This window comes from Rhodobacter sp. NTK016B (assembly GCF_017303295.1).
Taxonomy (GTDB): Bacteria; Pseudomonadota; Alphaproteobacteria; order Rhodobacterales; family Rhodobacteraceae; genus Pararhodobacter.
In genome coordinates this window covers 259,504-283,646 of sequence record NZ_JAFKOK010000001.1, presented here as the reverse complement: position 1 = coordinate 283,646, position 24,143 = coordinate 259,504, and the positions used below count along the sequence as shown (strand labels likewise).

Annotated in this window: 23 protein-coding genes; 13 read left to right on the top strand and 10 right to left on the bottom strand. The window is 65.8% G+C overall.

The features are described from left to right. Positions 1 to 40: 40 nt before the first annotated feature. A complete protein-coding gene (locus JI664_RS01415) occupies positions 41 to 454 on the top strand; it encodes an ASCH domain-containing protein (protein ID WP_207011917.1) in 414 nt (137 codons plus the stop codon). A 15-nt stretch (positions 455 to 469) separates the two neighbouring features. On the opposite strand, the gene JI664_RS01410 is transcribed toward JI664_RS01415, so the two are convergent. Continuing rightward, positions 470 to 838, bottom strand: a complete 369-nt coding sequence (locus tag JI664_RS01410; RefSeq protein ID WP_207011916.1) for a winged helix-turn-helix transcriptional regulator — start codon at positions 836 to 838, stop codon at positions 470 to 472. A 140-nt stretch (positions 839 to 978) separates the two neighbouring features. Between JI664_RS01410 and JI664_RS01405 the strand changes: the two genes are divergently transcribed. Next, positions 979 to 1,839: an oxidoreductase gene (locus JI664_RS01405; RefSeq protein WP_207011915.1), complete on the top strand. Its 861-nt coding sequence runs from the start codon at positions 979 to 981 to the stop codon at positions 1,837 to 1,839. An 18-nt stretch (positions 1,840 to 1,857) separates the two neighbouring features. On the opposite strand, the gene JI664_RS01400 is transcribed toward JI664_RS01405, so the two are convergent. Then, a complete protein-coding gene (locus JI664_RS01400; protein WP_207012093.1) occupies positions 1,858 to 2,748 on the bottom strand; it encodes a LysR family transcriptional regulator in 891 nt (296 codons plus the stop codon). Between the two features lie 112 nt (positions 2,749 to 2,860). Between JI664_RS01400 and JI664_RS01395 the strand changes: the two genes are divergently transcribed. Further along, on the top strand, positions 2,861 to 4,411 hold the full coding sequence (locus JI664_RS01395) for a proton-conducting transporter membrane subunit (protein WP_207011914.1): 1,551 nt from the start codon (positions 2,861 to 2,863) through the stop codon (positions 4,409 to 4,411). 13 nt (positions 4,412 to 4,424) lie between these two features. Further along, entirely contained in the window at positions 4,425 to 6,827 is a 2,403-nt protein-coding gene (locus JI664_RS01390; protein WP_207011913.1) for a YbcC family protein, read from the top strand. A 46-nt stretch (positions 6,828 to 6,873) separates the two neighbouring features. On the opposite strand, the gene JI664_RS01385 is transcribed toward JI664_RS01390, so the two are convergent. Further along, the gene (locus JI664_RS01385) at positions 6,874 to 8,160 is read right to left on the bottom strand and encodes an Nramp family divalent metal transporter (protein ID WP_207011912.1); all 1,287 of its coding nucleotides are present in this window, start codon (positions 8,158 to 8,160) and stop codon (positions 6,874 to 6,876) included. Between the two features lie 129 nt (positions 8,161 to 8,289). Between JI664_RS01385 and mntR the strand changes: the two genes are divergently transcribed. Beyond that, the gene (mntR, locus tag JI664_RS01380) at positions 8,290 to 8,748 is read left to right on the top strand and encodes a manganese-binding transcriptional regulator MntR (RefSeq protein WP_414707704.1); all 459 of its coding nucleotides are present in this window, start codon (positions 8,290 to 8,292) and stop codon (positions 8,746 to 8,748) included. Positions 8,749 to 9,037: 289 nt separating this feature from the next. After that, the gene (locus tag JI664_RS01375; RefSeq protein WP_207011910.1) at positions 9,038 to 9,547 is read left to right on the top strand and encodes a DUF6653 family protein; all 510 of its coding nucleotides are present in this window, start codon (positions 9,038 to 9,040) and stop codon (positions 9,545 to 9,547) included. Positions 9,548 to 9,581: 34 nt separating this feature from the next. Here the strand turns inward: JI664_RS01375 and JI664_RS01370 are convergent, their stop codons facing one another. The 3 genes from JI664_RS01370 to JI664_RS01360 form a co-directional block, all read right to left on the bottom strand. Then, complete coding sequence (locus JI664_RS01370; RefSeq protein WP_207011909.1) at positions 9,582 to 10,148, bottom strand: UbiX family flavin prenyltransferase; 567 nt, start codon at positions 10,146 to 10,148, stop codon at positions 9,582 to 9,584. Further along, entirely contained in the window at positions 10,145 to 11,473 is a 1,329-nt protein-coding gene (locus JI664_RS01365) for a UbiD family decarboxylase (protein WP_207011908.1), read from the bottom strand. Before JI664_RS01365 ends, JI664_RS01370 begins: the two co-directional genes overlap by 4 nt. Before the next feature lie 145 nt (positions 11,474 to 11,618). Then, a complete protein-coding gene (locus JI664_RS01360) occupies positions 11,619 to 12,071 on the bottom strand; it encodes a MarR family winged helix-turn-helix transcriptional regulator (protein ID WP_207011907.1) in 453 nt (150 codons plus the stop codon). Between the two features lie 288 nt (positions 12,072 to 12,359). Between JI664_RS01360 and JI664_RS01355 the strand changes: the two genes are divergently transcribed. From JI664_RS01355 to JI664_RS01330, 6 genes are all read left to right on the top strand, one after another. After that, a complete protein-coding gene (locus JI664_RS01355; protein WP_207011906.1) occupies positions 12,360 to 14,657 on the top strand; it encodes a bifunctional salicylyl-CoA 5-hydroxylase/oxidoreductase in 2,298 nt (765 codons plus the stop codon). After that, positions 14,654 to 15,388 (top strand): SDR family NAD(P)-dependent oxidoreductase, encoded by a 735-nt coding sequence (locus tag JI664_RS01350; RefSeq protein WP_207011905.1) that lies wholly within the window; start codon positions 14,654 to 14,656, stop codon positions 15,386 to 15,388. Before JI664_RS01355 ends, JI664_RS01350 begins: the two co-directional genes overlap by 4 nt. 11 nt (positions 15,389 to 15,399) lie before the next feature. Further along, positions 15,400 to 16,191: an enoyl-CoA hydratase family protein gene (locus JI664_RS01345; protein WP_207011904.1), complete on the top strand. Its 792-nt coding sequence runs from the start codon at positions 15,400 to 15,402 to the stop codon at positions 16,189 to 16,191. A gap of 69 nt (positions 16,192 to 16,260) precedes the next feature. Next, positions 16,261 to 17,436 (top strand): acyl-CoA dehydrogenase family protein, encoded by a 1,176-nt coding sequence (locus JI664_RS01340; RefSeq protein ID WP_207011903.1) that lies wholly within the window; start codon positions 16,261 to 16,263, stop codon positions 17,434 to 17,436. Between the two features lie 19 nt (positions 17,437 to 17,455). Further along, positions 17,456 to 19,075, top strand: a complete 1,620-nt coding sequence (locus JI664_RS01335; RefSeq protein WP_207011902.1) for an AMP-binding protein — start codon at positions 17,456 to 17,458, stop codon at positions 19,073 to 19,075. A gap of 69 nt (positions 19,076 to 19,144) precedes the next feature. After that, entirely contained in the window at positions 19,145 to 19,549 is a 405-nt protein-coding gene (locus JI664_RS01330; protein WP_207011901.1) for a RidA family protein, read from the top strand. Between the two features lie 67 nt (positions 19,550 to 19,616). On the opposite strand, the gene JI664_RS01325 is transcribed toward JI664_RS01330, so the two are convergent. Continuing rightward, complete coding sequence (locus tag JI664_RS01325; RefSeq protein ID WP_207011900.1) at positions 19,617 to 19,997, bottom strand: GFA family protein; 381 nt, start codon at positions 19,995 to 19,997, stop codon at positions 19,617 to 19,619. Between the two features lie 28 nt (positions 19,998 to 20,025). Then, the gene (locus JI664_RS01320; protein ID WP_286173744.1) at positions 20,026 to 20,907 is read right to left on the bottom strand and encodes a DMT family transporter; all 882 of its coding nucleotides are present in this window, start codon (positions 20,905 to 20,907) and stop codon (positions 20,026 to 20,028) included. 129 nt (positions 20,908 to 21,036) lie between these two features. Here JI664_RS01320 and JI664_RS01315 point away from each other — a divergent pair, with 129 nt between their 5' ends. After that, a complete protein-coding gene (locus tag JI664_RS01315) occupies positions 21,037 to 21,498 on the top strand; it encodes an Lrp/AsnC family transcriptional regulator (protein ID WP_207011899.1) in 462 nt (153 codons plus the stop codon). Between the two features lie 18 nt (positions 21,499 to 21,516). On the opposite strand, the gene JI664_RS01310 is transcribed toward JI664_RS01315, so the two are convergent. Further along, on the bottom strand, positions 21,517 to 22,806 hold the full coding sequence (locus JI664_RS01310; protein WP_207011898.1) for a M20 metallopeptidase family protein: 1,290 nt from the start codon (positions 22,804 to 22,806) through the stop codon (positions 21,517 to 21,519). Between the two features lie 16 nt (positions 22,807 to 22,822). Then, positions 22,823 to 24,115: a TRAP transporter large permease gene (locus tag JI664_RS01305; RefSeq protein WP_207011897.1), complete on the bottom strand. Its 1,293-nt coding sequence runs from the start codon at positions 24,113 to 24,115 to the stop codon at positions 22,823 to 22,825. Positions 24,116 to 24,143 lie beyond the last annotated feature (28 nt).

The following is a 24,143-nucleotide window of genomic DNA, read 5'->3' as shown; positions in this document are numbered from 1 at the left end:
ATCGCCCGGCACAACCCGGAAGCGAACAGGGCAGGGCTGCATGACTGAGACGCTGGAGGCGCTGAAGCGCCGCTACCCGAAGGCCGAACCCTTCAAATTTGGCGATTCCGCTGCCATCTCCGACGCCCTGATCGCGCTGGTGCGGTCGGGAAAGAAGGTCGCGACCTGCGGCGCCTTGCGCGATTTCGAGAACGGCGAGCCGATGCCCGCGATCGGGCGGCAGGACATCGCGCTGAACTGGGACGACACGCCCGCGCTGGTGATCGAGACGGTCGAACTGATCCAGTGCCGGTTCGACGACGTCACCGAGGCCATGGCGCTGGCCGAGGGCGAAGACGACAGCCTGCAGGGCTGGCGCGACGGCCACAGCGCCTATTTCGAGCGCAATGGCGGCTTTTCCCCGGACATGCAGATCCTGTGGGAGCGCTTTGTTCTGATCGAGGATCTCGCCTGATCGCGCGCGGTCGCGTCAGCCCGGAATCGCGGTCGTTTCTGCTAGATAGCGCTCGCCCCATCTGCTGATTTCATCGATCACCGGGGCGGTGCTTTCACCGATCTCGGTCAACGAATACTCCACCTTGGGCGGCACCGTCGCATAGGCCACGCGGCGCACGATGCCGTGGCTCTCCAGATGCTTCAGCTCCTTGGTCAGCATCCGCGTCGAGATGCCGGGTACGGCGCGCTCAAGCTCCTTGAAGCGCATCGTGCCTTCGCGGCGCAACACGTAGAGGATGCCGAATTTCCACCGCCCTTCGAGCAGGTTCATCGCCAGATGAAAGGGGCAGTGGACATAGTCTTCCAAAGATTTCTCCGCCATGTCTGCCTTGTTTTCCTGCATTACTTACGTTTTGGCCCCTAGGAACCAAAGATGTCCCTACTTGCGTCCCGAAAGCCTTAGCAACACGTTTCCCTCTGTCAACACGGCGCTGCAGCCGCAAGGGCCGCGCAGAACGCCTCGGCCGATGAGGAGACGACGACATGGATATGACCGGCAAAACCGCCCTGATTACCGGCGCGAATACGGGGCTGGGCTTCGAGATGGCGCGCGCGCTGGCGGCGCGCGGGGCACATGTCATCGTCGCCGGGCGCAGCGCGGCCAAGCTCGATGCCGCCATCGCGCGGATCCGGGCCGAGACGCCCGAGGCATCGCTGGCACCGGGGGTGGTCGATCTGAATTCCCTCGCCTCGGTGCGCGACTTTGCACAGGCCGTCGCCGCGATGCAGCCTTCGCTTGATGTCCTGATCAACAATGCGGGCGTGATGGTGCCCCCTGAGGGCACGACGCAGGACGGGTTCGAAACACAGTTCGGCGTCAATTTCGTCGCGCATTTCGCGCTGACCGGAGGGCTTTTCAAGACGCTCACCGCCGCGCCCGCCGCCCGCGTTGTGACGATGTCCAGCATCGGACATCGCGGGGCGGTGCTGGATTTCGGCAATTTCCGTCTTGAGAAACCCTATGATCCGTGGCGCGAATACGGGCAGAGCAAGCTGGCCGATCTGATCTTCGCGCTGGAATTCGACCGCCGCCTTCGTCGCGCGGGCAGCCCGGTGACGTCGGTTGCCGCGCATCCCGGCGTCAGCCAGACGGACCTTACGCGCAATCTTGGCCCCGTTCCTGCGGGGATCGAGATGATGAGCGCCGCAGACGGTGCTGCCCCCGCGCTGGTGGCGGCGACCGCGCCGGGTATCGCGGGCGGGCAATTTTGGGGGCCGGACGGCGCCGAAGAGCGCACGGGCAAACCGGGCCTCGCCCTCGTCGATGACGCCGCGCTCGATGACGCGAAGGCCGAGCGGTTGTGGCACTGGGCCGAAGAGACGACGGGTCTGCGCTATCCCTGAGGCGTCGCCGCGAGCGGCTCAGCCCAGAAAGGCCGAACCCGCATTGCGGTCGAGAAGTTCCTGAACCACCGGGTTCGGGAACCGCCGCCGCAAGGTGATGGCGTAGAAGGTTTCCTTGATGCGCGGATGCTCGCTGGCCTCTTTCAGCCGCCCCGAGGTCAGTTCGTCCTTCACCACGATCGGCGCCACCAGCGCCAGCCCGATATCCTCGCGCGCAAGCAGGCGCATCATCGCCATGTCGTCCACCTCGGCGGCGATCTGCGGGCGCACGGACAGCCGGCTCGCCATGGCGTCGAACGCCGTACGCGCGCTGTTGTCGGTGGTGGGCAGGATGAAGGGCTGATCGACCAGCAGCTCCCGGATCGGACGGTCCGTGTCCAGCCGTTCGGGTGTGCCGACGATGCTGATATCCTGCTCGCCGATCTGGTGCGTCTCGTAGGGGGTCAGGTTGTCGTCGGGTGGCGGGCGGTTCATCAGCACCAGATCCAGATTGAGCGTGGCCAGCCCCTCGAGCAGCTCTGCCGGGCTGCCGGAACGCAAGATCACCTCGACATCCCGGCGCGACAGGATCGGCCGCAGAAAACCGATCTGGAAGTTGCGTGACAGCGTCGCAAGCGCCCCCACCCGCAGCGCCTTGCGGTCGCGTACCGTACCGGCAAGCGTGGCGACAAGCTCTTGGCCCGTCGAGAAAATCGCATCCGCGTGGTCCAGCGCGATGCGCCCGGCTTCGGTCAGATGCAATTGCCGTCCGCGCCGCTCGAACAGGGCATGGCCCAGCCGGTCTTCCAACTGCTTGATCTGCACCGAAAGCGCGGATTGCGACAGGTTCAGCCGCTGCGCCGTGCGCGTCAGGTTCCCGTCATGCGCGACGGCCCAGAAATAGCGGAGATGGTGATAGTTCAGCGGCATGTCGTTCGAAATAATAGAATGAAAAGCCGAGAACAATGAATTTTTCATGCTCTGGCTTCTGTTCTAGCTGATGCCTGACGGTCTCGGGCCGCGCCAATCAGAGGAACCGACCATGCCCTATCTTCTTGTGCCCCTGTTAAGCCCGCTCATTCTTGTGCTGGTGGCGCTGTTCGCGGCGCGACATCCGGGGCAGCGTCCCGGCCGGTTGCCCGCACTGGCCGAAGCCGCCGCTTTCCTTGCCTTCGGGGTGTCGGTTGTGTCGGCGGCACTTCTGGTGGCGCATGAGCCCGGCACGTCGGCGCTGCTCGGGGCCTTCGGGATTGGCCTCTCGGTGCGGCTGGATGCGGTCAGTGCGGTGATGCTGGTGCTGGTCAGCTTCATCGGCTGGATCGTGCTGCGCTACACCAAGACCTACATGGACGGCGAGGCGCGGCAGGGCGCGTTTACGGGCTGGATGGCGGCAACTCTGGCGGCTGTGCTGCTTCTGGTGATGTCGGGCAATCTGGTGCAGCTCTTCGCGGCGTGGACGCTGACCAGCCTGTCGCTGAACCGGCTCCTTCTGTTCTATCCCGGGCGCGCCACGGCGCGCCGCGCGGCGCGCAAGAAGGCTTTCGTCGCGCGGTCAAGCGAGGGCGCGCTGGCGCTGGCGCTGATCGCGCTGGCGGTGGCGACCGGGACCAGCGATATCGGCACCATCCTTGCCACCGCTCAGGCCGACTGGCTGACCATCGGTGCCGCGCTGCTGATCGCCGTTGCCGCGGTGCTGGCCTCGGCGCAGTTCCCGGCCCATGGCTGGCTGACCGAGGTGATGGAGGCCCCCACGCCGGTCTCGGCCCTGCTGCATGCGGGCGTCATCAATGCGGGCGGCTTCCTGCTGATCCGGTTCGCCGATGTGATGCTGCTGGCCCCGGGCGTGATGGCGCTTCTGGTCATGCTGGGCGGGTTCACGGCGCTGTTCGGCGGGCTGGTGATGCTGACCCAGTCCGCGGTCAAGACCTCGCTGGCCTGGTCGACCATCGCGCAGATGGCCTTCATGATCATGCAATGCGGGCTGGCGCTGTTCCCGCTGGCGCTGCTGCATATCGTGGCGCATTCGCTCTACAAGGCGCATGCCTTCCTCGGCTCGGGCGAGGCCGTGCGCAATGTCGCCGCGATCCGCCGCCCCGGTCCGATCGCCGTGCCCAGCGTGCGCAACGTGCTGCAGGCTTTCGTCATCGCCATCGCGATCTATGCCGCCGTGGGGACGGTGCTGGGGTTCGAGGGCAAATCCATTCAGGCCATCGTGCTGGGCGTGATCCTGATCTTCGGGGTGGCCTATCTGCTGGCGCAGGGCTTTGCCGATACCGCCCCCCGCGCGCTGATGCGGCGCATGGTGGTCTATGCGCTGGTGACGTCGGTCAGCTATTTCGCGCTGCAGGTCGTGGCACTGACCCTGACCGCCGGAAGCCTGCCCGCCACGCCAAGCCCCGGCCCGCTGGAATGGGCGCTGATGGTTCTGGCCTTGGCTAGTTTCGGCCTCGTCGCCGTCGCGCAATCGACCTTCCCGCTCTGGGCCGCGCATCCGGCGGCGGCGGGTTTGCGCGTCCATCTGAGCAACGGCCTGTATGCCAACGCGCTCTTCGACAAGCTTCTGGACGGTTGGTCCAGGCGTTCTGCAGCCTGAAAGGAGCAGACCCATGTTTGCAACACTCGAAACCTATTCCGGCGGGCTTCTGGAACTCGTGGGCGTGGCCAACGAAGCGGCCAGGGCGATCCCGCCGCTGTTCCCGCTCTCGGCGAATGTCGCGGTCAATCCGTTCCTTGGCCAGACCACGGAACCGCTTGCGCTGACCGCCGCGCGGCTGGCACGCGTCGGCGGCACCCGCGTGACGCCGCTGCGCTCGTACTGGGCGGCGCGGGTCGCGGCGGGCGAGATCATCGAGGCCGATATTCTCGACACGCTGGCCGCGATGAAGGGCGATGTGCCCGATCTGGCCGAGGTCAGGGCCGCGCTGAGCCACGACACGCCCGAACCCAAGGCTCTGCCCACCGTGGCCGAGCTGGCGGCAGAGGTGTCGGGCATCGACTGGCCCGCCTTGATCGAGGACCGGATCGGTGCCTGGGCGGCGGGGCATTTCGACGAGGGGCAGGCGCTGTGGCAGCAGGCCAGAACTGGTGGCGCGTTCAGCGCATGGCGGGATTTCGCCGCGCGCGATCTGACGCCCGAGATCCTTGGCCTGAGTGGCTTTTGCGCCTTCGTGGCCGATACCAACCGGGCGCATTGGCGCGCCATCGGGCGGGCCTCCGAGACACTGGGCGTAACGCCCGGCGCCGCGCCGACCGCGTTCCACCGCTGGCTGACGACGCTGGGCGGCTGGGCGCAATACGCGCGCTACCTGCTGTGGCAGGCCGAGCTGAAGGATGAGCGCGACACCGCCGTGACCGAGCTTCTGGCGATCCGCATGGTCTTCGACGAGGCGCTTTTCGCGCGCTACGAAGACCGGATCGCCGCACGCTGGGCCGAAACCATCGCCGCGCATGAGGCCCCGCTGGCCCCGTCGCGCGACCAGATCATCGACGCCGTGCTGCAAGAGGCCGCCGAGCGCGCCCAGCAGCGCAAGCTCGCAGAAACGCTGCCCGGGGGCACGCCCCGCAAGCGGCAGGGCCGGCCCGAAGTACAGGCGGCATTCTGCATCGATGTCCGTTCCGAGGTCTTCCGCCGCGCGCTGGAGGCGCAGGATGAGGGCATCGAGACGATCGGTTTCGCGGGCTTCTTCGGCCTTGCCTGCGCGCACCGGGCCGCGGGTTCGGACCTGACCGAAGCGCGGGGGCCGGTTCTGTTGCGGCCTGGCGTGACCTCGCGGGCAGCCGAGCCGCAAAGCGCCGACCTTTCGCGGCGCTATACCGCGCGGGCGCGGCGTGCGTGGGGCCGGTTCAAGCTGGCCGCCGTGTCGTCGTTTGCCTTTGTCGAGGCGACGGGGCCGCTTTATGCAGGCAAGCTGGTGCGCGACGCGCTGGGCTTCGGTGCGAAACCCCATGCCGAGCCCGCGCCCGCGCTCGACCCGTCGATCGACCTTGCCACCCGGATCGGCATGGCGAAATCGGTGCTGGGCGCGATGTCGCTGACGCAGAATTTCGCGCGGATCGTGATGGTCGCGGGTCACGGCGCCGATGTGACCAACAACCCGCATGAAAGCGCGCTGCAATGCGGGGCCTGCGGCGGGTTCGCGGGGGATGTGAATGCCCGGCTTCTGGCGGGGCTGCTGAACGATGCCGAGGTCCGGCTTGGCCTGCGTGACAGCGGCATCGACATTCCTGCGGACACGGTCTTCCTGCCTGCGCTTCACCACACGACCACCGACGCTGTCACCCTGTTTGAACAGGACCTGCCGTCCTCAGCCCCGGCCGAGGCGATCGCGCGGCTGAAGACGTGGCTGGCCAATGCCGGGACGCTGGCGAGGGCCGAGCGCGCGCAGCGGTTGCCGGGCGCCTCAGGCGCGGCCTCGGTCGCCGGGCGGGCGCGCAACTGGGCAGAAACCCGCCCCGAATGGGGTCTGGCGGGCTGCCGCGCTTTCGTCGTCGCGCCGCGTCAGCGGACCGATGGGGCGGATCTGTCGGGGCAGGCCTTCCTGCATGATTACGACTGGCGCCGTGACCAGGATTTTGCGGTGCTCGAACTCATCCTGACCGCGCCCGTGGTCGTGGCCAGCTGGATCAGCCTGCAATATTACGGCTCGACCGTCGCGCCGGGTCTGTTCGGTGGCGGCAACAAGCTGTTGCACAATGTGGTCGGGGGCATCGGCGTGCTGGAGGGCAATAACGGCGCCCCGCGTCCGGGTCTGCCGTGGCAATCGGTGCATGACGGCACAGGCTTCCAGCACGAACCGCTACGGCTCTCGGTGATCGTCGAAGCCCCGCGCGAGGCGATGTCCGAGATCCTCAGGCGTCATCCCGGGGTGCGGGCCTTGTTCGACAATGGCTGGCTTCACCTGATCGCCATGGACGATGCAGGTCGGCTGGGCTGGCGTTACGATGGCGATCTGAACTGGACGCCGTTCGACACCCGGCCCGACCTTCCCGGCGCCATCGCGGCGGAGTAACCGACGGCCTCCGGTCCGTCCTGTCATTGGCAGGGCGGACCGAGTGTCACGGAAGAAACGGTATCGGCACGCCGAACGTGTCGGCCAGCAGCACGAAGTTCAGGCTCAGCACCGTGCAGGCGCCCAGCGTGGCCAGCACGCGCAGCACCGGCCCGATACGGAAATCGCCCATCACGTCGCGCCGGGACGAGAAGTAGAGCAGCGCCAGCATCGGCACCGGCAGCGCGATGGACAGCACCACCTGCGACATCACCAGCGCGTCGGTGGCGTTCACACCGGCGGCGATCACCGCGAAGGCCGGCACCATGGTGACAAGGCGGCGCAGCCAGATCGGCACGCGGAAATGCAGGAAGCCCTGCATGATCATCTGCCCCGCCATGGTGCCCACCACCGAGCTTGAGATGCCCGAGGCGATCAGCGAGGTCAGAAAGATCCCCGCCGCCGCCGCGCCCAGTAGTGGCGTCAGCGTGTGATAGGCGGTCTCGATCTCGGCGACATCGGAATGGCCCTGATGAAAGGCGCTGGCCGCCATCATCACCATCGCCAAATTGACCATGCCCGCCACGGCCAGCGCCAGCACCACCTCGGTATTCGAGAAACGCAGCAGTTTCCGGCGGTCGGCATCGCCGCGCACGGCCGCGCGCGATTGCGTCAGACCGGAATGCAGGTAGATGGCGTGCGGCATGACGGTGGCGCCGATGATGCCCACCGCGATGGTCAGCGCCGCGCTGTCGGGCAGCGAAGGGGTCATCATGCCGATGCCCGCCGCCGCCCAGTCGACCGGCGCGATCAGGACCTCGGCAAGATAGCAAAGGCCGATCACGCCGACCATCGCGCCGATGATCAGCTCCATCGGGCGAAAGCCGCGCCCTTCGAAGATCAGGATCGCGTAGGTCACGATCGCGGTGATCGCCATGCCGACCATCAGCGGCAGGCCGAAAAGCAGCGACAAGCCGATCGCCCCGCCGAGGAACTCGGCCAGATCGGTGGCCATCGCCGCGACCTCGGATATGCCCCACATCACCCAGACCAGCGGGCGGGGCAGGTGGTCGCGCGATATCTCGGCAAGGTTCCGGCCGGTGACGATCCCCAGCCGCGCGGAAAGCGCCTGAAACAGCATGGCGATCAGGTTGGCCAGCACCACGACCCAAAGCAGCCGGTAGCCGTAACCCGCCCCGGCCTGGATATTCGTCGCGTAATTGCCCGGGTCGATATACGCGACCGAGGCGATGATCGCGGGCCCGGCGAACAGTAGGCGACTGCGCCAGCCCCGGGCATCGCCGCTCAGAACGGCGGCCATTCCGGCCTGGGTGCGCTCGGTCAGGGTCTGCATGCGAGGTTCCTCGGGGCTATGCCACGAAATATAGCCATAGCTATACTTATCACAATAGGCAAACTGTCATTGCCTGAACTTGTCCCGCCGCCCGAACCGGCATACACCTTGATTTCCGACATCCGTGAGATCCGGCAGGAAAGACGCGCGTGCATGCCTGACACCTTCCTCGACAAGGATACGCCCGCCAACCGCTTCGCCCGCGCGCGCGAAGCGCAGGCGGCGGCGCTGCTTGAGGATTATGTCGAGATGATCGGCGATCTGACCGCGGAACTGGGCGAGGCGCGTGTGGCCGATATCGCCGAGCGCATGAATGTCTCTCAGCCCACGGCGACCAAGTCGATTGCACGGCTAAAGCGCGAGGGGCTTGCGACCTCGCGCCCCTATCGCGGGGTCTTCCTGACCGACGAGGGCGCGCGTCTGGCCGACCGCGTTCGCGCGCGGCATCGCACCGTTGTGGCATTCCTAGTCCGGATGGGCGTGCCCGAAGAGATCGCCGAACTCGACGCCGAAGGCATCGAACACCACGTGTCGCAGGTAACGCTTTCCGCTTTCGAGGCGGTTCTGAAGGGCGAAGACCCGGCGTGACCTTGCCGGGCGTGGCCGGCGCGGGCGCCTCGACACGTTGGTGCCGGGGCCCTAAACTTTGGCACGACGCCGCCGCAGGAACACGCGACCCATGCCAAAGCCGTGGACATATCGGCACGCCTCACCGAAATGGCGGGCTTTTCTCGGTGATGTGAAAGACCGCCTGTCGCGCGCGTTCTGGCATGTCGAGATGGCCGGTCCAGCCGGATTGCGGCAACGGATCCTCTGGCTGTTGCGCCGCATCACCGGGTTCCGGCAGGCGGTCTGAAGGCGCGGGAAAGGGGACGCGATGACACTGGAAAGACGGGTCGCCCAAGTCTTCCGTCTGACGGATGATAACTGGATGAAGCACGCCAATCCATGGAGCGTGTGGACCCGGTATTCGGTGTTGCCGCTGATCGTGCTGGCATTCTGGAGCCGGATCTGGATCGGCTGGTGGTGCCTGATCCCGGGCATTGCGTCGCTGCTCTGGGTCTTTCTGAACCCGATCTTCTTTCCCAAGCCCAGATCGACGCGCAACTGGGCCTCACGATCGGTTCTGGGCGAGCGCGTTTACCTCAACCGCGACAAGGTCGACATTCCGGACATCCACAAGACCCCGCTCTATGGCATTCTCAACGCGATTTCGTCCATCGGGATGCTGATCGCGATCTGGGCAATCGTCTATTACTCGGTCTGGGGGGCCGTGCTGGGGGTCGCTTTGGCCTATCTTGGCAAGAGCTGGTATCTTGATCGCATGGTGTGGCTCTATGACATGATGAAGTCGCAAAGCGAAGACTACCAGTCGTGGGATTACTAGGGGCGGAGCCCGTTGTCCCGCCCGTCGTGTCACCTCATTCCTTCCAGCGCCGGACGAGCGTCGTCTCGATCCCGAACAGGTCCAGCACGCGGCCAAGGCTGTGATCGACCATATCCTCTAGGCTCGCAGGACGATTGTAGAAGGCGGGCACAGGCGGGGCGATGATCGCGCCCAGTTCGGATAGCTGCGTCATCGTGCGCAGATGCCCGGTATGCAGCGGCGTCTCGCGGACCATCAGCACCAGCTTGCGCCGCTCCTTGAGCACCACATCCGCCGCCCGCGTCAGCAGGCCCGAGGTCACGCCACAGGCGATTTCCGACATCGAGCGGACCGAGCAGGGCGCGACGATCATCCCCATCGTCCGGAACGATCCGCTGGAGATCCCCGCCGCGATATCGCGCGCGCCGTGGACCCGGTCGGCCAGATCGTGCACCTGCGCGACCTTCATGTCGGTTTCATGCGCCAGCGTGATCTCTGCAGCCTGCGACATGACCAGATGCGTCTCGATCGGCGTGTCGCTGAGGATTTCGAGCAGCCGCACGCCGAAGATCACGCCCGACGCGCCGGAAATGCCGATGATCAGCCGGTCGGGCGCGCTCATGCCAGCCAGTCCTTCAGGTCGATATCGTCCTGACCGGGGATCGATTTGCGCGCGAATTCCTCTTCACGGCCCCACGGCATGGTCGCGTCGATGCACAGACGGCCCCAATGGTCCTTTTTCGGATCGCGGTAGAACCCCGGAATGTCGTTCAGAATCATCGCCCGCGTATCGGCCCGGCCGCGTGTCAGATAGGCCCACATCACGTCATCCAGATCGTGGATATCGACATCCTCGTCCACGACGATCACCACCTTGTTGTAATCGAGATGCGAGGCCAGCGCAGCGAGGAAGACGTGCTGCGCGTGCCCCTCATAGGCTTTCCTGATCTTGATGATCGAGATCATCACATTGGGCCGGCAGCTGACATCGATCACGCCGCGGACCGAGGCATTGACGGCCCGGTAGACGCGCGCAGCCGTCACGGCTTCGAGCGGGCGCAGATCCTCGGGCGAGCCGCAGAGCAGCCCGTGCAGAACGGCGTCCCTGCGGTAGCTGACATGCGTGACCTCGAAAACGTGGTTCGGGCCGACCTCGACGTAATTGCCCATGAACTCGCCGAACGGGCCCTCAGGGCGGCGCTCATGCGGCAGGAAGCGGCCTTCAACGACGATATCGGCGCTTGCCGGAACCTCAAGGTCGATGGACACGCATTTGCGCATCGCCAGAGGCTCGCCCCGGATCTGCGCGGCCATCGACAGCTCGGACGCCTCGTAGGGCAGCGAGGCGCAGGCCGACAGGAAGATCTCGGGCGGGGCCGAGAGGATCAGCGCGGCTTCCAGCGGCTCGCCCTTTTCCTCGGCGGCAAGCTGATAGCGGGCAAGATCATGCGTACCGCCCAGCCGCACGCGCAGCTCGTCGTCCGAGATCTGCTGCGAGCGGTGGAAGGAGAGGTTGGCGACGCCGGTTTCGGGATCGTTGGCCAAGAAGATCGCGCTGGTGAAATAGGGACCGCCATCGCGCCCGTGCCATGTGACCGCGGGCAGGTCCGACAGCTTGCCGCTGATGAACCCTGCCTCTTCTTCGGGCGTGGCGGGGCGGGTGGTGCTGCCGGGGGCGGCGGCGATGCAGGCCTCGGTCAGCTCGATCCAGCGCTCGCAGAACGTCTTGTCGCCGGTGCCGATCATGTCGCATAGCCGCGCATGGCTGCCAAAGAGGTTCGACACCACCGGCATCGTACTGCCGTTAACGGACTCGAACAGCACCGCCTCACCGCCCTCGCGCTGCACGGCGCGGGTCACGGCGGCAAGCTGGTGGCGGGGATCGACCGGCTTGGTGACGCGGCGCAGCTCGCCCGTGGCTTCGAGATGCTTGAGCAGGGTGTGCATGGGCGCGGAACTCCGGTTGGCTAAGTGTCTTTCGAGGCGATTAGACGCGACGACAGAACACAGAGCCAGCCGACCGGTTTCGGCGATCGGACATTTCCTTTTCGATTGCGGGCATATCCGCAGCCCCGATTTGGTGACGTGCGGCCTATTCCGGCTCGGCCACGGCTTTTTGCAAGATGGCGCGCAGCTGATCGAGGTCTTCGGCCTCGAGCCGCTGGAACAGGGTGTTCACCTCGTTCTCATGCGCCGAGGCCATCGAGTCGAATTGCTTGACGCCCTCGGCTGTCAGGGTCGCGCGCACGGTCCGGCGGTCATTCGCCACCGGCGTGCGCAGGACCAGCCCCTCGCGCTCCAGCCGGTCGACCACCGCTGTCGCGTTACCGTTCGAGACCAGCAGTGCGCGGCTGAGTTCCGACATGGTCAGCCCGTCGCGCCGCCGCCACAGCGCGGCCATGACATCGAAACGGGGCAGGGTGGTGGCGTGGTTCACGCGCAGGAATTCGCGCAGGTGATTCTCGGATTGCCGCGTCACGTTGAGCAGGCGCAGCCATGCCTTGAGCCGGCGCTTGCTGAGCGGGTCCTTGAGCGTCTCTGTCATCCTGCGGCTCCGGTTGCGGGGTCTGTCGCGTTGGCAGGGAAGGGGATGCCCACGGGAACGTTTCAAGCCTGAAAGTTCAAGCTTAAGGCATCTTTGCTCAAGTCAGAAGCGGAAAAGGGACGTCGCAGACGTAATTTCAAGTTTAAAACTTTAATGTTGAAATGTTGGCGAAATGGTGCTTTCCTGAGTCTCGAAGCGGCTGGGGCAAGGGCTGCGATCCCGGGGGCGACACCACGTCTTCGTTCGGATCGGGTCCGGTAGGGCCCCGCGTTCAGCAAGGAACGAACGATGCGTGTAGCCTGTCTTGGCGGCGGCCCCGCCGGCCTGTATTTCGGAATTTCGATGAAGCTGCGCGACCCGGCGCACGAGGTCGTCGTGATCGAGCGCAACCGCGCCAACGACACGTTCGGCTGGGGCGTGGTCCTGTCGGACGATGCGCTGGGCAATCTGGCGCGCAACGATCCCCCAAGCGCAGAAGCGATCCGCTCGCATTTCGCCTATTGGGACGACATCGCCGTCGTCCATGACGGCGTGCGCACCGTCTCGGGCGGGCACGGTTTCGCGGGGATCGGCCGCAAGCAGATGCTGATCCTGCTGCAGCAGCGCGCCCGCGAACTGGGGGTCGAGCTGCGCTTCGAGACCGAGTTCAAGACCGCCGAGGAATACCGCAAGGATTATGATCTGGTGGTCGGCGCTGACGGCATCAATTCCCGCGTCCGCGAGGAATATGCCGATGTCTTCAAGCCCGATGTCGAAATGCGCGCCTGCAAGTTCATCTGGCTGGGCACGCATCAGAAATTCGACGACGCCTTCACCTTCATTTTCGAGAAGACCGAACACGGCTGGATCTGGGCGCATGTCTACCAGTTCGACGCCGATACCGCGACGTTCATCGTCGAATGCGCGCAGGATACGTGGGAGAAGTTCGGCTTCGAGGGCATGTCCAAGGAAGAAATCGTCGAGAAATGCCGCGAGGTCTTCGCGTCGCACCTGGGCGGCCACGAACTGATGTCGAACGCGGCCCATCTGCGCGGCTCGGCAGTGTGGATGAACTTCCCGCGCGTCTTGTGCGAGAAATGGTATCACGAGAATGTCGTGCTTCTGGGCGATTCCTCGGCCACCGCGCATTTCTCGATCGGTTCGGGCTCGCGTCTGGCCTTCGACAGCGCCATCGCGCTGGCCGATTACCTGCATTCCGAACCGACCATGGAAGCCGCGTTCGAGCGCTATCAGGCCGAGCGTCGTCTGGAAGTGCTGCGGTTGCAATCCGCCGCGCGTAACTCCTTGGAATGGTTCGAGGAAGTCGAGCGCTATCTCGATCTGGACCCGGTGCAGTTCAACTATTCGCTGCTGACCCGCTCGCAGCGCATCAGCCATGAAAACCTGCGCCTGCGCGATCCCGAATGGCTGGAAAGTGCCGAGCGCTGGTTTCAGAACACCGCCGGCGCCGCGCCGGACGCCCCCTTGCGCGCGCCGATGTTCGCGCCGTTCAAGCTGCGCGACATGGCGCTCAAGAACCGCATCGTCGTGTCGCCCATGGCGCAATACAAGGCAGTCGATGGCTGCCCGACCGACTGGCACCTCATCCATTATGGCGAGCGCGCAAAGGGCGGCGCCGGGCTGGTCTATACGGAAATGACCTGCGTCTCGCCCGAAGGCCGGATCACGCCGGGCTGCCCCGGTCTCTATACCCCCGAGCACGAGGCCGCATGGGCGCGCCTGACCGACTTCGTCCACAGCCAGACCGATGCCAAGATCTGCTGCCAGATCGGCCATTCGGGTCGCAAGGGCTCGACGAATATCGGCTGGGAGGGCATGGACCTGCCGCTCAAGGACGGGAACTGGGATCTGGTCTCGGCCTCGGCCCTGCCATGGTCCAAGCGCAATGCCACGCCGCGCGAAATCACGCGCGCCGAAATGGATCAGATCAAGGCCGAATTCGTGGCCTCGACCGAAATGGCGGTGCGCGCGGGTTTCGACATGATCGAGCTGCACGCGGCGCATGGTTATCTGGTGTCGTCCTTCATCTCGCCCACCTCGAACCAGCGCTCGGACGAATACGGCGGGTCGCTGGAAAACCGGATGCGCTGGCCGCTGGAAGTCTTCGCCGTGATGCGCGCCGTGGTGCCCGAGGGCACGCCGATGTCGGTGCGCATCTCGGCCAATGACTGGGTCGGCGATGCGGGCGTCACGCCCGAGGAAGCGGTGGAAATCGCCAAACTCTTCACCGAGGCGGGCGCCGATCTGATCGACGTCTCGGCGGGCCAGACCTCGGTCGAGGCGCGCCCGATCTACGGCCGCATGTTCCAGACCCCTTTCTCGGACCGGATCCGCAACGAGGCGGGCATCCGCACGATGGCGGTGGGCAATATCTCGGAAGCCGACCACGCGAATTCGATCCTGATGGCGGGGCGCGCGGATCTGGTGGCGGTGGGTCGCCCGCATCTGTCCGATCCCTACTGGACCCTGCACGAGGCCACCCGGATCGGCGACCGCGCCGCGCAAGACTGGCCGGTGCCCTATCTGGCCGGGCGCGATCAGTCGTGGCGGCTTGCGGACCGGGAAGCCGAGGCGATCCGCGCATGACCGGGCCGGGCGTGAGGCGGGTTCTGGTCACCGGCGGCGGCTCAGGCATCGGGCGCGCCATCGCCCGCGCCTTTGCCGGGGCTGGCGACGCCGTGACGATTTGCGGCCGCCGGATGGACGCGCTGGAAGAGACCGCGCAGGGTTTCACGATGACCCTGCGGCAGGCCGATGTGACGGACGAGGCGCAGGTCGCCGCTTTGTTCGATCAGCCCTATGACGTGGTTGTCGCCAATGCCGGGGGCGGCCCCGCCGCCAAGCTGCGCAACACCTCGCTTGAGCAGTGGAACGGCACGCTGGCGGTGACGCTGACCGGCACGTTCCTGACCTTCCGCGCCGCGCTGGACGGGATGGGGCAGGGCGGGCGGCTGATTGCCATTGCCTCGACTGCCAGCCTCAAGGGCGGCGCGAATATCGCCGCCTATGCCTCGGCCAAGCACGGGGTGCTGGGGCTGGTGCGGTCGGTCGCGCAGGAAGTGGCGAAACAGGGCATCACCTGCAACGCGATCTGCCCCGGCTTCGTCGATACCCCGCTGGCGCAGGGCGCCATCGAGGGGCTGATGGAAAAAAAGGGTCTCGACCGGGCGAAAGCCGAGGCGATGGTCGCCGGTGGCAATCCGGTCGGCGGGCTGATCCGCCCCGACGAGGTGGCCAGCGCCGCCCTCTACCTCGCTTCGCCCGAGGCGCGCATGATCAACGGCCATGCGCTGAGCCTTTCGGGCGGCGAAATCTGACAGGAGGCACCATGCCGCAGCACTTTCTTCTGAACACCGAGAACGGCATCGCGACCGTCTTGCTGGACCGGCCCGACCGCAAGAACCCGCTGACCTTCGACAGCTATGCCGAACTGCGCGACTGGTTCCGGGGGCTGGTCTATGACGACAGCATCAAGGCTGTCATCTTCGCGCCCAATGGCGGCAATTTCAGCTCGGGCGGCGATGTGCATGACATCATCGGCCCGCTGACGCGGATGAACATGAAGGAGCTTTTGGCCTTCACCCGCATGACCGGGGATCTGGTGAAAGCCATGATCGGCTGCGGCAAGCCGATCATCGCAGCGGTGGACGGGGTCTGCGCGGGCGCGGGCGCGATTGTCGCGATGGCCTCGGACCTGCGGGTCGCGACGCCGGGCGCGAAGACCGCTTTCCTGTTCAACCGCGTGGGCCTTGCGGGCTGCGATATGGGGGCCTGCGCGATCCTGCCGCGCATCATCGGGCAGGGCCGGGCGGCGGAACTCTTGTATCTGGGCCGCTCGATGTCGGCGGAAGAGGGGCTTAGCTGGGGTTTCTTCAACCGCGTGGTGGAACCCGATCAGCTGATGGCCACGGCGGGCGAGTTCGCCGCGCGCATCGCCGAGGGGCCGAATTTCGCCAATATGATGACCAAGACCATGCTGGCTCAGGAATGGTCGATGGGTCTGGAACAGGCGATCGAGGCCGAGGCGCAGGCGCAGGCGATCTGCATGCAGGGCCAGGACTTCACGCGCGCCTATGAGGCTTTCGTGAAGAAGGAAAAGCCGGTTTTCCAAGGGGACTGAGGCCGGAGAACGAGGAAGCAGGGGGCTGGCGGCCCCCTGCACCCCCGCGAGTATTTGGAGCAGAATGAAATGGCGGATCGCAGCTTTCTGGACTGGCCGTTTTTTGAGGACAGGCACCGCGCGCTGGCGGCGGAGGTCGAGGCCTTCGCGGCGGGGCTGGATATCGATCACGGCGATACCGATGCGGCCTGCCGGGCGTTGGTGACGGCGATGGGCGAGGCCGGGGTGGCGGCGCATTCGGGGGCATTGGACGGGCGGCTTGACGTGTGCAGCCTGTGCCTGATCCGCGAGACGCTGGCGCGTCATGACGGGCTGGCGGATTTCGCCTTTGCCATGCAGGGGCTGGGAACCGGGGCGATTTCGCTGTTCGGGACCGAGGCGCAGCGCGCCGAATGGCTGCCGCTGACGCGCGGTGGCAAGGCGATCTCGGCCTTTGCGCTGACCGAGCCGCGATCGGGGTCGGATGTGGCCAATTCGACCATGACGGCCACGCGCGACGGTGACGACTATGTCCTTGATGGCGAGAAGACATGGATTTCGAATGGTGGCATCGCCGATGTCTACACGCTATTCGCGCGGAGCGGCGAGGCGCCGGGGGCGAAGGGGTTGTCGTGTTTCATCGTCACGCCGGATCTGCCGGGTTTCGAGGTTGTCGAGCGGCTGAACACCATCGCGCCGCACCCGCTGGCGCGGCTGCGCTTCACCGGCTGCCGGGTGCCTGCAAGCGCCATGATCGGCGCGCCGGGGCAGGGATTCCGCATCGCCATGTCGGTGCTCGATGTCTTCCGTTCCTCGGTCGCCGCTGCCGCTTTGGGTTTTGCGCGCCGGGCGCTCGACGAGGCGCTTGATCGCGTCACCGCACGCGAGGTGCAGGGCGCGCCGCTTTTCGATCTGCAGATGGTGCAGGGTCATATCGCCGATATGGCGCTGGACGTCGACGCCGCCGCCTTGCTGGTCTACCGCGCCGCCTGGACCAAGGATTCGGGCGCGCCGAGGGTCACGCGTGAGGCCGCGATGGCCAAGCTTTTCGCCACCGATCAGGCGCAGAAGGTGATCGACCGCGCGGTGCAGTTGCATGGCGGGGACGGCGTGCGCTCGGGCGAGATCGTCGAAAGCCTGTATCGCGAGATCCGCGCGCTCAGAATCTACGAGGGCGCCTCGGACGTGCAGCGCGTTGTGATCGCGCGGCAGGCCCTGGCGGCCCATCAGGAACCAGCCAAAGACCGGGCCCACCCGGCGGCATAACACCAACAGGAGATGCGAGATGCTCAGTGCGTCCTCTCATATCGACAGCTTCACGCGCGACAATCTTCCGCCCCCGGATAGCTGGCCCGAGCTGAAGCTCGACGGTTTCGATTATCCCGACCGGCTGAATGCGGGGGTCGAGCTGACCGATGCGATGGTCGCCAAGGGCCACGGCGACCGCACGGCGCTGATCGGCAACGGGCGGCGGCGGACCTACAAGGAGCTTTCCGACTGGACCAACCGGCTGGCGCGGGCGATGGTCGAGGATCTGGGCATCAAGCCGGGCAACCGGGTGATGATCCGCTCGGCCAACAATCCGGCGATGGTGGCCTGCTGGCTGGCCGCGACCAAGGCGGGCGCGGTCGTGGTCAACACGATGCCGATGCTGCGCGCTTCGGAACTGGCGAAATATGTCGAGACCGCGCAGATCACGCATGCCCTGTGCGACACGCGGCTGATGGACGAGCTGACCGCCTGCGCCAAAGACAGCGCCTGGCTGAAAACCGTTGTGGGGTTCGACGGGACGTCGAACCACGATGCCGAACTCGACCGTCTGGCGCTGGAAAAGCCCGTGAATTTCGAAGCGGTGGCGACCGCGCAGGACGATGTGGCGCTGATCGGCTTTACCTCGGGGTCGACCGGCAAGCCGAAAGCCACGCTGCATTTCCACCGCGACCTGCTGATCATTGCCGACGGCTATGCGAAAGAAGTGCTGGGCGTGGTGCCCGAGGATGTCTTCGTGGGCTCGCCGCCTCTGGCCTTTACCTTCGGGCTGGGGGGACTGGCGATCTTTCCGCTGCGCTTCGGAGCGGCGGCGACGCTTCTGGAAAACGCGACCCCGCCCAACATGGTCGAGATCATCGAGAAGTACCGCGCGACCGTCTGTTTCACCGCGCCGACCGCCTACCGGGCGATGATGCGGGCAATGGATGAGGGGGCGGATCTGTCCTCGTTGCGGGCGGCGGTTTCGGCGGGCGAGACGCTGCCGGGGCCTGTCTATGACGAATGGAAGGCCAAGACCGGAAAGCCGATGCTGGACGGGATCGGCGCCACCGAGATGCTGCATATCTTCATCTCGAACCGGTTCGACGATCACCGCCCGGCCTGTACCGGCAAGCCCGTCACCGGCTACGAGGCGCGCATCGTCGGCCCCGAGGGCGAGACGCTGCCTGCGGGCGAGCCCGGGCGGCTGGCCGTGCGCGGGCCGACCGGCTGCCGCTACCTGTTTGGGGACCGGCAAGGCGAATACGTGCAGGACGGCTGGAACATCACCGGCGACACCTTCGTGATGGACGAGGACGGCTATTATCATTTCGCCGCGCGCAATGACGACATGATCGTCTCGGCGGGCTACAACATCGCGGGCCCCGAGGTCGAGGCGGCGCTCTTGGCGCATCCGGCGGTGGCCGAATGCGCGGTAATCGGCGCCCCGGACGAGGCGCGCGGCATGATCGTGCAGGCGCATGTCGTGCTGGGCTCGGGCGAGGTGCCGTCGGATGCGCTGGCCAAGCTGCTGCAGGATTTCGTCAAATCGACGATCGCGCCCTATAAGTATCCCCGCTCGATCATCTTCACCCGGACCCTGCCGAAGACCGAAACCGGCAAGATCCAGCGTTTCCGCCTGCGCGATCAGGACTGACAGCCCGCCAAGCGACGGGCCCCATCGTGAACGGGCCCGCGCGTCAGGCCCCAGTTGAGAGGAGCAACCATGCCCCATACCACCATCCAGCCCGATGGCTGGGCCCCGGCCAAGGGCTATGCCAACGGCATGCTGACACCGTCGGGGATCTTGCATATCGGCGGCCAGATCGGCTGGGATGCGAACAAGGAGTTCGTCGGCGACGGGTTCATCGAGCAGATGGAGCAGGCGCTGAAGAATATCCGTGCCATTGTCGAAGCGGCGGGCGGCACGGTCGAGGACATCGTGCGCCTGACCTGGTTCGTCACTGACAAGGCCGAATACGTGGCCCGTCAGCGCGAAGTGGGAGAGGCCTATCGCCGCGTGCTGGGCAAGCATTTCCCGGCGATGTCGATGCTGGTCGTCTCGGAACTGGTCGAGGATCGCGCCAAGGTCGAGATCGAGGCCACGGCCGAGCTGTCGAAGGCTGGCTGAGCGTTTCGCGACGGCACAAACAGGGCCGGGGCGTTCGCAGCGCCCCGGCCTTTTCTTGTCGCCGGTCTCAGCCCTGTTCGTGGACGGGCGCGTCGTCGGGCACCGGGTAATAGGCGCCCTTGTCGGCCACGAAGATATGCTTGCCGAGCCGCAGGCCGGTGGTGTCCTCAAGGCTGCCCGCCGCGATGCCGATCCCGTCTTCATCGTTCATCCGGTAGAACAGGCTCGAGCCGCATTGCGCGCAAAAGCCGCGTTTGGCGATGTCGGACGAGGCATACCAGCGCAGGCCTTCGTCGGCGCTGAACCGGAGGCTGTCGAAGGAGGCATGGGTCGAGGCCCACAGATGCCCGCTGGTCCGGCGGCATTGCGAGCAATGGCAAACCGTCACCGTGTCGCGGACGTGATCGACCTCGAACGCCACCGCGCCGCATTCGCATCTGCCCTTCATCCTTGTCTCCTTCGGGGTTCGTGTGGTGCTACTGGGCCGCGCTGCGGGCGCGGAAAATGGTGAAGACGCCGCTGGCGATGATGATTGCCGCGCCCAGCCAGGTCATCGCGTCGGGGCTTTCGCGCCAGATAAGCCAGCCCAGCAACGTGGCCCAGATCAGTCCGGTATAATCCAGCGGCGCGACGATGACCGCCGGGGCCAAGCGAAAGGCCTGCGTCATCATCGTCATACCTGCCGTGCCAAACACTGCGATGGCGCCGAACAGCCACAGATCGCCGATCTCGACAGGCACCCAGACCAGCGGCACGATCAGCCCGCCCAAAAGCGCCCCCGCGCCGGTCAGGTAGACCAGCAGCGTCCACACGCTTTCGCGCGGATCGACCCAGCGTGCGCTGAGCATCAGCACCGCGTAGACCAGAGCCGTCGCCACCGGCAACAGCGCCGCAAGCTGGAAGCTGGCGCCTCCGGGGCGCACGACGATCAGCACGCCCAGAAAGCCGAACAACACCGCCAGCCAGCGCCGCCAGCCGATTTCGTCCTTCAGGAACAGGGCCGACAACACGGTGATGAAGACCGGCGCTACGAAGATCAGCGCGGTGGCCTCGGCAAGGCCCAGAAAGCGCAGGCTGCTGAAGAACAGAAATGTTGCCGCCACCCATAGCACGCCGCGGACCAGATGCGCGGCGGGCCGGTACGAGCGCAGCGCCGGCCGCCCGCCCATGCTCAGCGCGATCAGGATTGTGACGGGCAGGGCAATTACGTTGCGCAAGAACAGGATCTGAAGCGGCGAATAGCTTTCAGTCAGGGTTTTCGCGATCGCGTCATTGACGCTGAGCGAGGCCACGCCCACGCACATCAGCACGATACCGGCCATGGGATGAGCCGACGGCGTGACGCCTGCTTTGTTCATGCTGGTCTCCCTCATCCACCCTTGGTGGCAGTTTATGCCGGTTTTCCGGGCATCGTCTTGCGTTCTTGCCCGGCTTTACCGGAAAATCGGCATGGTTCAGTCTATGGTTGCGGAACAGTGAGGGGAATCATGCACGAGATCGACGAGACCGACCGCCGCATCCTGCGGGTTCTGCAGGCCGATGCGACGCTGTCCGTGACCGAGGTGGCAGAGCGGATCGGCCTGTCGCAATCGCCCTGTTCACGCCGCATCGCGCGGCTCACCGAAAGTGGAATCATTCAGGGCAAGACGCTGATTCTGGATCGCAAAAAGCTAGGGTTCAATGCGATCGTTCTGGTGCGCATCAAGCTGACCTCGCACGGGCGGACGGCGTTTGACGCCTTTCAGGACGCGGTTTTGCGCATTCCCGAAGTGCAGGTGGTGCAGCTCATGCTGGGCGAGTACGATTTCAATGTCCGCGTCGTGGTGCGCGACATGGACCATTTCCACGCCCTTTTGCGCGACCGGCTGGCGCTGCTGCCCGGCGTGCAGGAGATGCAAAGCTCGGTCCTTCTGGACGAGCTGAAATACACCACGCAATTGCCGCTCTGAGGAGCCGGGCCGCCCGCCTTACCCGTCGTTGCGGGCGCTGTCGTAGCCGTAATCCACCGCCAGATTGACCATCGCCCTGAGCGCGGTCGCAAGCCCTGCCTCGTTCACCTGAAAACTGGGCTCGTGGTGGAAGCCCGAGCGCGCCGGATCGTCCGTATCGAGCCCCACGCCCACGGTGAAGAAGACCAGCGGCGCGATGGACGAAAAGTTCGATACATCGTCCAGAAAGCAGCTTTCGACATCGACCACGGGTTTGTCCGCGGGTGCGGCGCGCTCAAGCGAGGGGCGCATCCGGCGCAGCAGCTCGGGGTCGTTATGCACCAGCGGCACGCGCATGTACCAATCGACCTCGGCCCGGCCACCGGCGGCCTCGGCGATGCCCTTGGCGACGGCCTCGACCCGGCTTTCCAGATAGGGGCCGCTCTCACCATCGGTGAAACGCAGCGCGCCTTCCATCTCGGCAGTCTCGGGGATCACGTTGAACTTGGTGCCGCCTTTGAAAATGCCGATCGACAGGGTGACGGCGTTTTCGTTCACATCGACATTCTTGGCCGGGATCGCCTGCAGCGCGGTCAGGATCTGCGCGCCGATCAGCAGCGGGTCGACGGTGCGCCACGGATAGGCACCATGGCCACCGCGCCCGTGGATCTTGATGCGCATCAGGTTCATCGCATAGGTGCCGTCGCCCTCATGCACGCGGATCTCGCCCGCCGTGCCGGGGCGCTCATCCTGCAGGACGTGGAAACAGAAGAACGCATCGGGTTTGGGGTCATCAAAGGCGCCGTCCGCCACCATCCGCTCCGCGCCCGACAGCCCCTGCCAGTCAGGCGCCGGGCCTTCTTCGGCGGGCTGGAAGACAAGCATGACGCTGCCCTTGATGGCGTCGCGCTCGGTAGCGAGGATCTCGGCCACCGCCATCTGCACGGCGGTATGCGCGTCATGCCCGCAGGCATGCATCACCGGCACCGTCTCGCCGCCCCAGTCGGCGGTCTTGACGGACGCGAAGTCGAGCCCCGTCGCCTCGCGCACCGGCAGGGCATCCATATCCGCGCGCAGCGCCACGCAGGGGCCGGGCTGACCGCCTTTGAGGATCCCGATCACCCCGGTGCTGCCGCCCAGATTGCGCCGGACCTCGTCGAAACCCAGCCGTTCCAGATGCTCGGCGACGATACCGGCGGTGCGGTGTTCCTGATTGCCCAGCTCGGGGTTGGCGTGGAAATCGCGCCGCCATGCGATCATGCGCTCGAAGATCCGGTCGGCATGGCGGTCAAGACGGGCGGACAGGGTTTCGGTGGCGTCGGATGTCATAGTCGAACCTCGGAATTCAGCGGACCAGCCAGAGCGAAATGGCCGGGAACAGAACCAGCAGCAGCAGGCGCAGAAGATCCACGCCCACGAAGGGCATGACGGCGCGGTAGATCTTGCCCAGCCCGATATGGCGCGCCATCGAATTGATCACGAAGACATTCATGCCGATAGGCGGAGTATTCACCCCCAGCGTGACGGTCATAACGAAGATCACGCCGAACCAGATCGGATCGAAGCCCAGCGAGACGATAACGGGAAAGACGATGGGCAGCGTCAGAAGGGTGATCGCCAGTTCGTCCATCACCGCGCCCAGCACGATATAGCCCATCAGGATCAGCGCCAGCACGCCGTAGGGGCCGACGGGCTGATTGGCCAGCCAGCCGATCAGCGCGGTTGTGGTGCCGGTCACGGTCAGGAAATAGCCGAAGGTCAGCGCGCCGATCACCAGCGTGAAGATCGCGGCGCTCATGGCCAGCGCCTCGGCCAGACAATCGAGCGTGGCGCGCACACCCAGCCGCCCGCGCAGCGCGCCGATCAGCCACGCCCCGAATGCGCCGATCCCGGCGGCCTCGGTGACCGTGAAGATGCCGCCATAGATACCCCCGATGATCAGCGCAAAGAGCAGCGCAATCGCCCAGACGCTGCGCAGCGCGCGCAGTTTCTCGGGCCATGTGCTGCGCTGCGCCTCGGGCAGGCTGGCAGGGCGAAGAAGGGTGAAGACGACGATCACCAGCGCATAACAGGCAAGCCCCAGAAGACCGGGCAGGATCCCGGCGATGAACAGGTCGGCCACGTCCTGCTGGGTGATGAAGCCGTAAAGCGCGAAGACGGCCGAGGGCGGGATCATGATCCCCAGCGTGCCGCCCGCAGCGATCACGCCGGCTGCCAGACCACTGTCGTAGCCGTTGCGCTCCATCTCGGGCAGCGCCACGCGGGTCATCGTGGCCGCTGTCGCCATGCTCGAGCCGTTCACCGCCGCGAAGCCCGCCGAGGCCACCAGCGCGGAATAGGCCATCCCGCCCTGGAACCGGCCCAGCCAAGCCTGACTGGCGCGGAACATCTCAAGGCTCAGATCGCTGCGCGCGGCGAAGGTGCCCATCAGGATGAACATCGGGATGATCGAGAACTCATAGGCCGTCAGCGAATTGAAGGCGACCTGGCTCACCATGCTGATCGCGGGATCGACGCCCACGACCATGGCAAAACCCGCGAAGCCGGCAATCGCCATGGCGATGCCGACCGGCACCCGGATCAACAGCAGTCCGACCAGCAGGGCAAAGCCCGAAAGAGCGATTTCAGTCTGGGACATCATGGGGTCCTTGGGAAAAGGGCCCGCT

Bases quoted from the DNA above. Each gene is read 5' to 3' on its own strand.
- JI664_RS01360 (WP_207011907.1), bottom strand. From the start codon at position 12,071: ATGACAGAGACGCTCAAGGACCCGCTCAGCAAGCGCCGGCTCAAGGCA.
- JI664_RS01410 (WP_207011916.1), bottom strand. From the start codon at position 838: ATGCAGGAAAACAAGGCAGACATGGCGGAGAAATCTTTGGAAGACTAT.
- JI664_RS01355 (WP_207011906.1), top strand. From the start codon at position 12,360: ATGCGTGTAGCCTGTCTTGGCGGCGGCCCCGCCGGCCTGTATTTCGGA.
- JI664_RS01370 (WP_207011909.1), bottom strand. From the start codon at position 10,148: ATGAGCGCGCCCGACCGGCTGATCATCGGCATTTCCGGCGCGTCGGGC.
- JI664_RS01400 (WP_207012093.1), bottom strand. From the start codon at position 2,748: ATGCCGCTGAACTATCACCATCTCCGCTATTTCTGGGCCGTCGCGCAT.
- JI664_RS01395 (WP_207011914.1), top strand. From the start codon at position 2,861: ATGCCCTATCTTCTTGTGCCCCTGTTAAGCCCGCTCATTCTTGTGCTG.
- JI664_RS01415 (WP_207011917.1), top strand. From the start codon at position 41: ATGACTGAGACGCTGGAGGCGCTGAAGCGCCGCTACCCGAAGGCCGAA.
- JI664_RS01405 (WP_207011915.1), top strand. From the start codon at position 979: ATGGATATGACCGGCAAAACCGCCCTGATTACCGGCGCGAATACGGGG.
- JI664_RS01320 (WP_286173744.1), bottom strand. From the start codon at position 20,907: ATGAACAAAGCAGGCGTCACGCCGTCGGCTCATCCCATGGCCGGTATC.
- JI664_RS01335 (WP_207011902.1), top strand. From the start codon at position 17,456: ATGCTCAGTGCGTCCTCTCATATCGACAGCTTCACGCGCGACAATCTT.
- JI664_RS01375 (WP_207011910.1), top strand. From the start codon at position 9,038: ATGACACTGGAAAGACGGGTCGCCCAAGTCTTCCGTCTGACGGATGAT.
- JI664_RS01340 (WP_207011903.1), top strand. From the start codon at position 16,261: ATGGCGGATCGCAGCTTTCTGGACTGGCCGTTTTTTGAGGACAGGCAC.
- JI664_RS01310 (WP_207011898.1), bottom strand. From the start codon at position 22,806: ATGACATCCGACGCCACCGAAACCCTGTCCGCCCGTCTTGACCGCCAT.
- JI664_RS01365 (WP_207011908.1), bottom strand. From the start codon at position 11,473: ATGCACACCCTGCTCAAGCATCTCGAAGCCACGGGCGAGCTGCGCCGC.
- JI664_RS01385 (WP_207011912.1), bottom strand. From the start codon at position 8,160: ATGCAGACCCTGACCGAGCGCACCCAGGCCGGAATGGCCGCCGTTCTG.
- JI664_RS01325 (WP_207011900.1), bottom strand. From the start codon at position 19,997: ATGAAGGGCAGATGCGAATGCGGCGCGGTGGCGTTCGAGGTCGATCAC.
- JI664_RS01305 (WP_207011897.1), bottom strand. From the start codon at position 24,115: ATGTCCCAGACTGAAATCGCTCTTTCGGGCTTTGCCCTGCTGGTCGGA.
- JI664_RS01330 (WP_207011901.1), top strand. From the start codon at position 19,145: ATGCCCCATACCACCATCCAGCCCGATGGCTGGGCCCCGGCCAAGGGC.
- JI664_RS01345 (WP_207011904.1), top strand. From the start codon at position 15,400: ATGCCGCAGCACTTTCTTCTGAACACCGAGAACGGCATCGCGACCGTC.
- JI664_RS01315 (WP_207011899.1), top strand. From the start codon at position 21,037: ATGCACGAGATCGACGAGACCGACCGCCGCATCCTGCGGGTTCTGCAG.
- JI664_RS01390 (WP_207011913.1), top strand. From the start codon at position 4,425: ATGTTTGCAACACTCGAAACCTATTCCGGCGGGCTTCTGGAACTCGTG.
- JI664_RS01350 (WP_207011905.1), top strand. From the start codon at position 14,654: ATGACCGGGCCGGGCGTGAGGCGGGTTCTGGTCACCGGCGGCGGCTCA.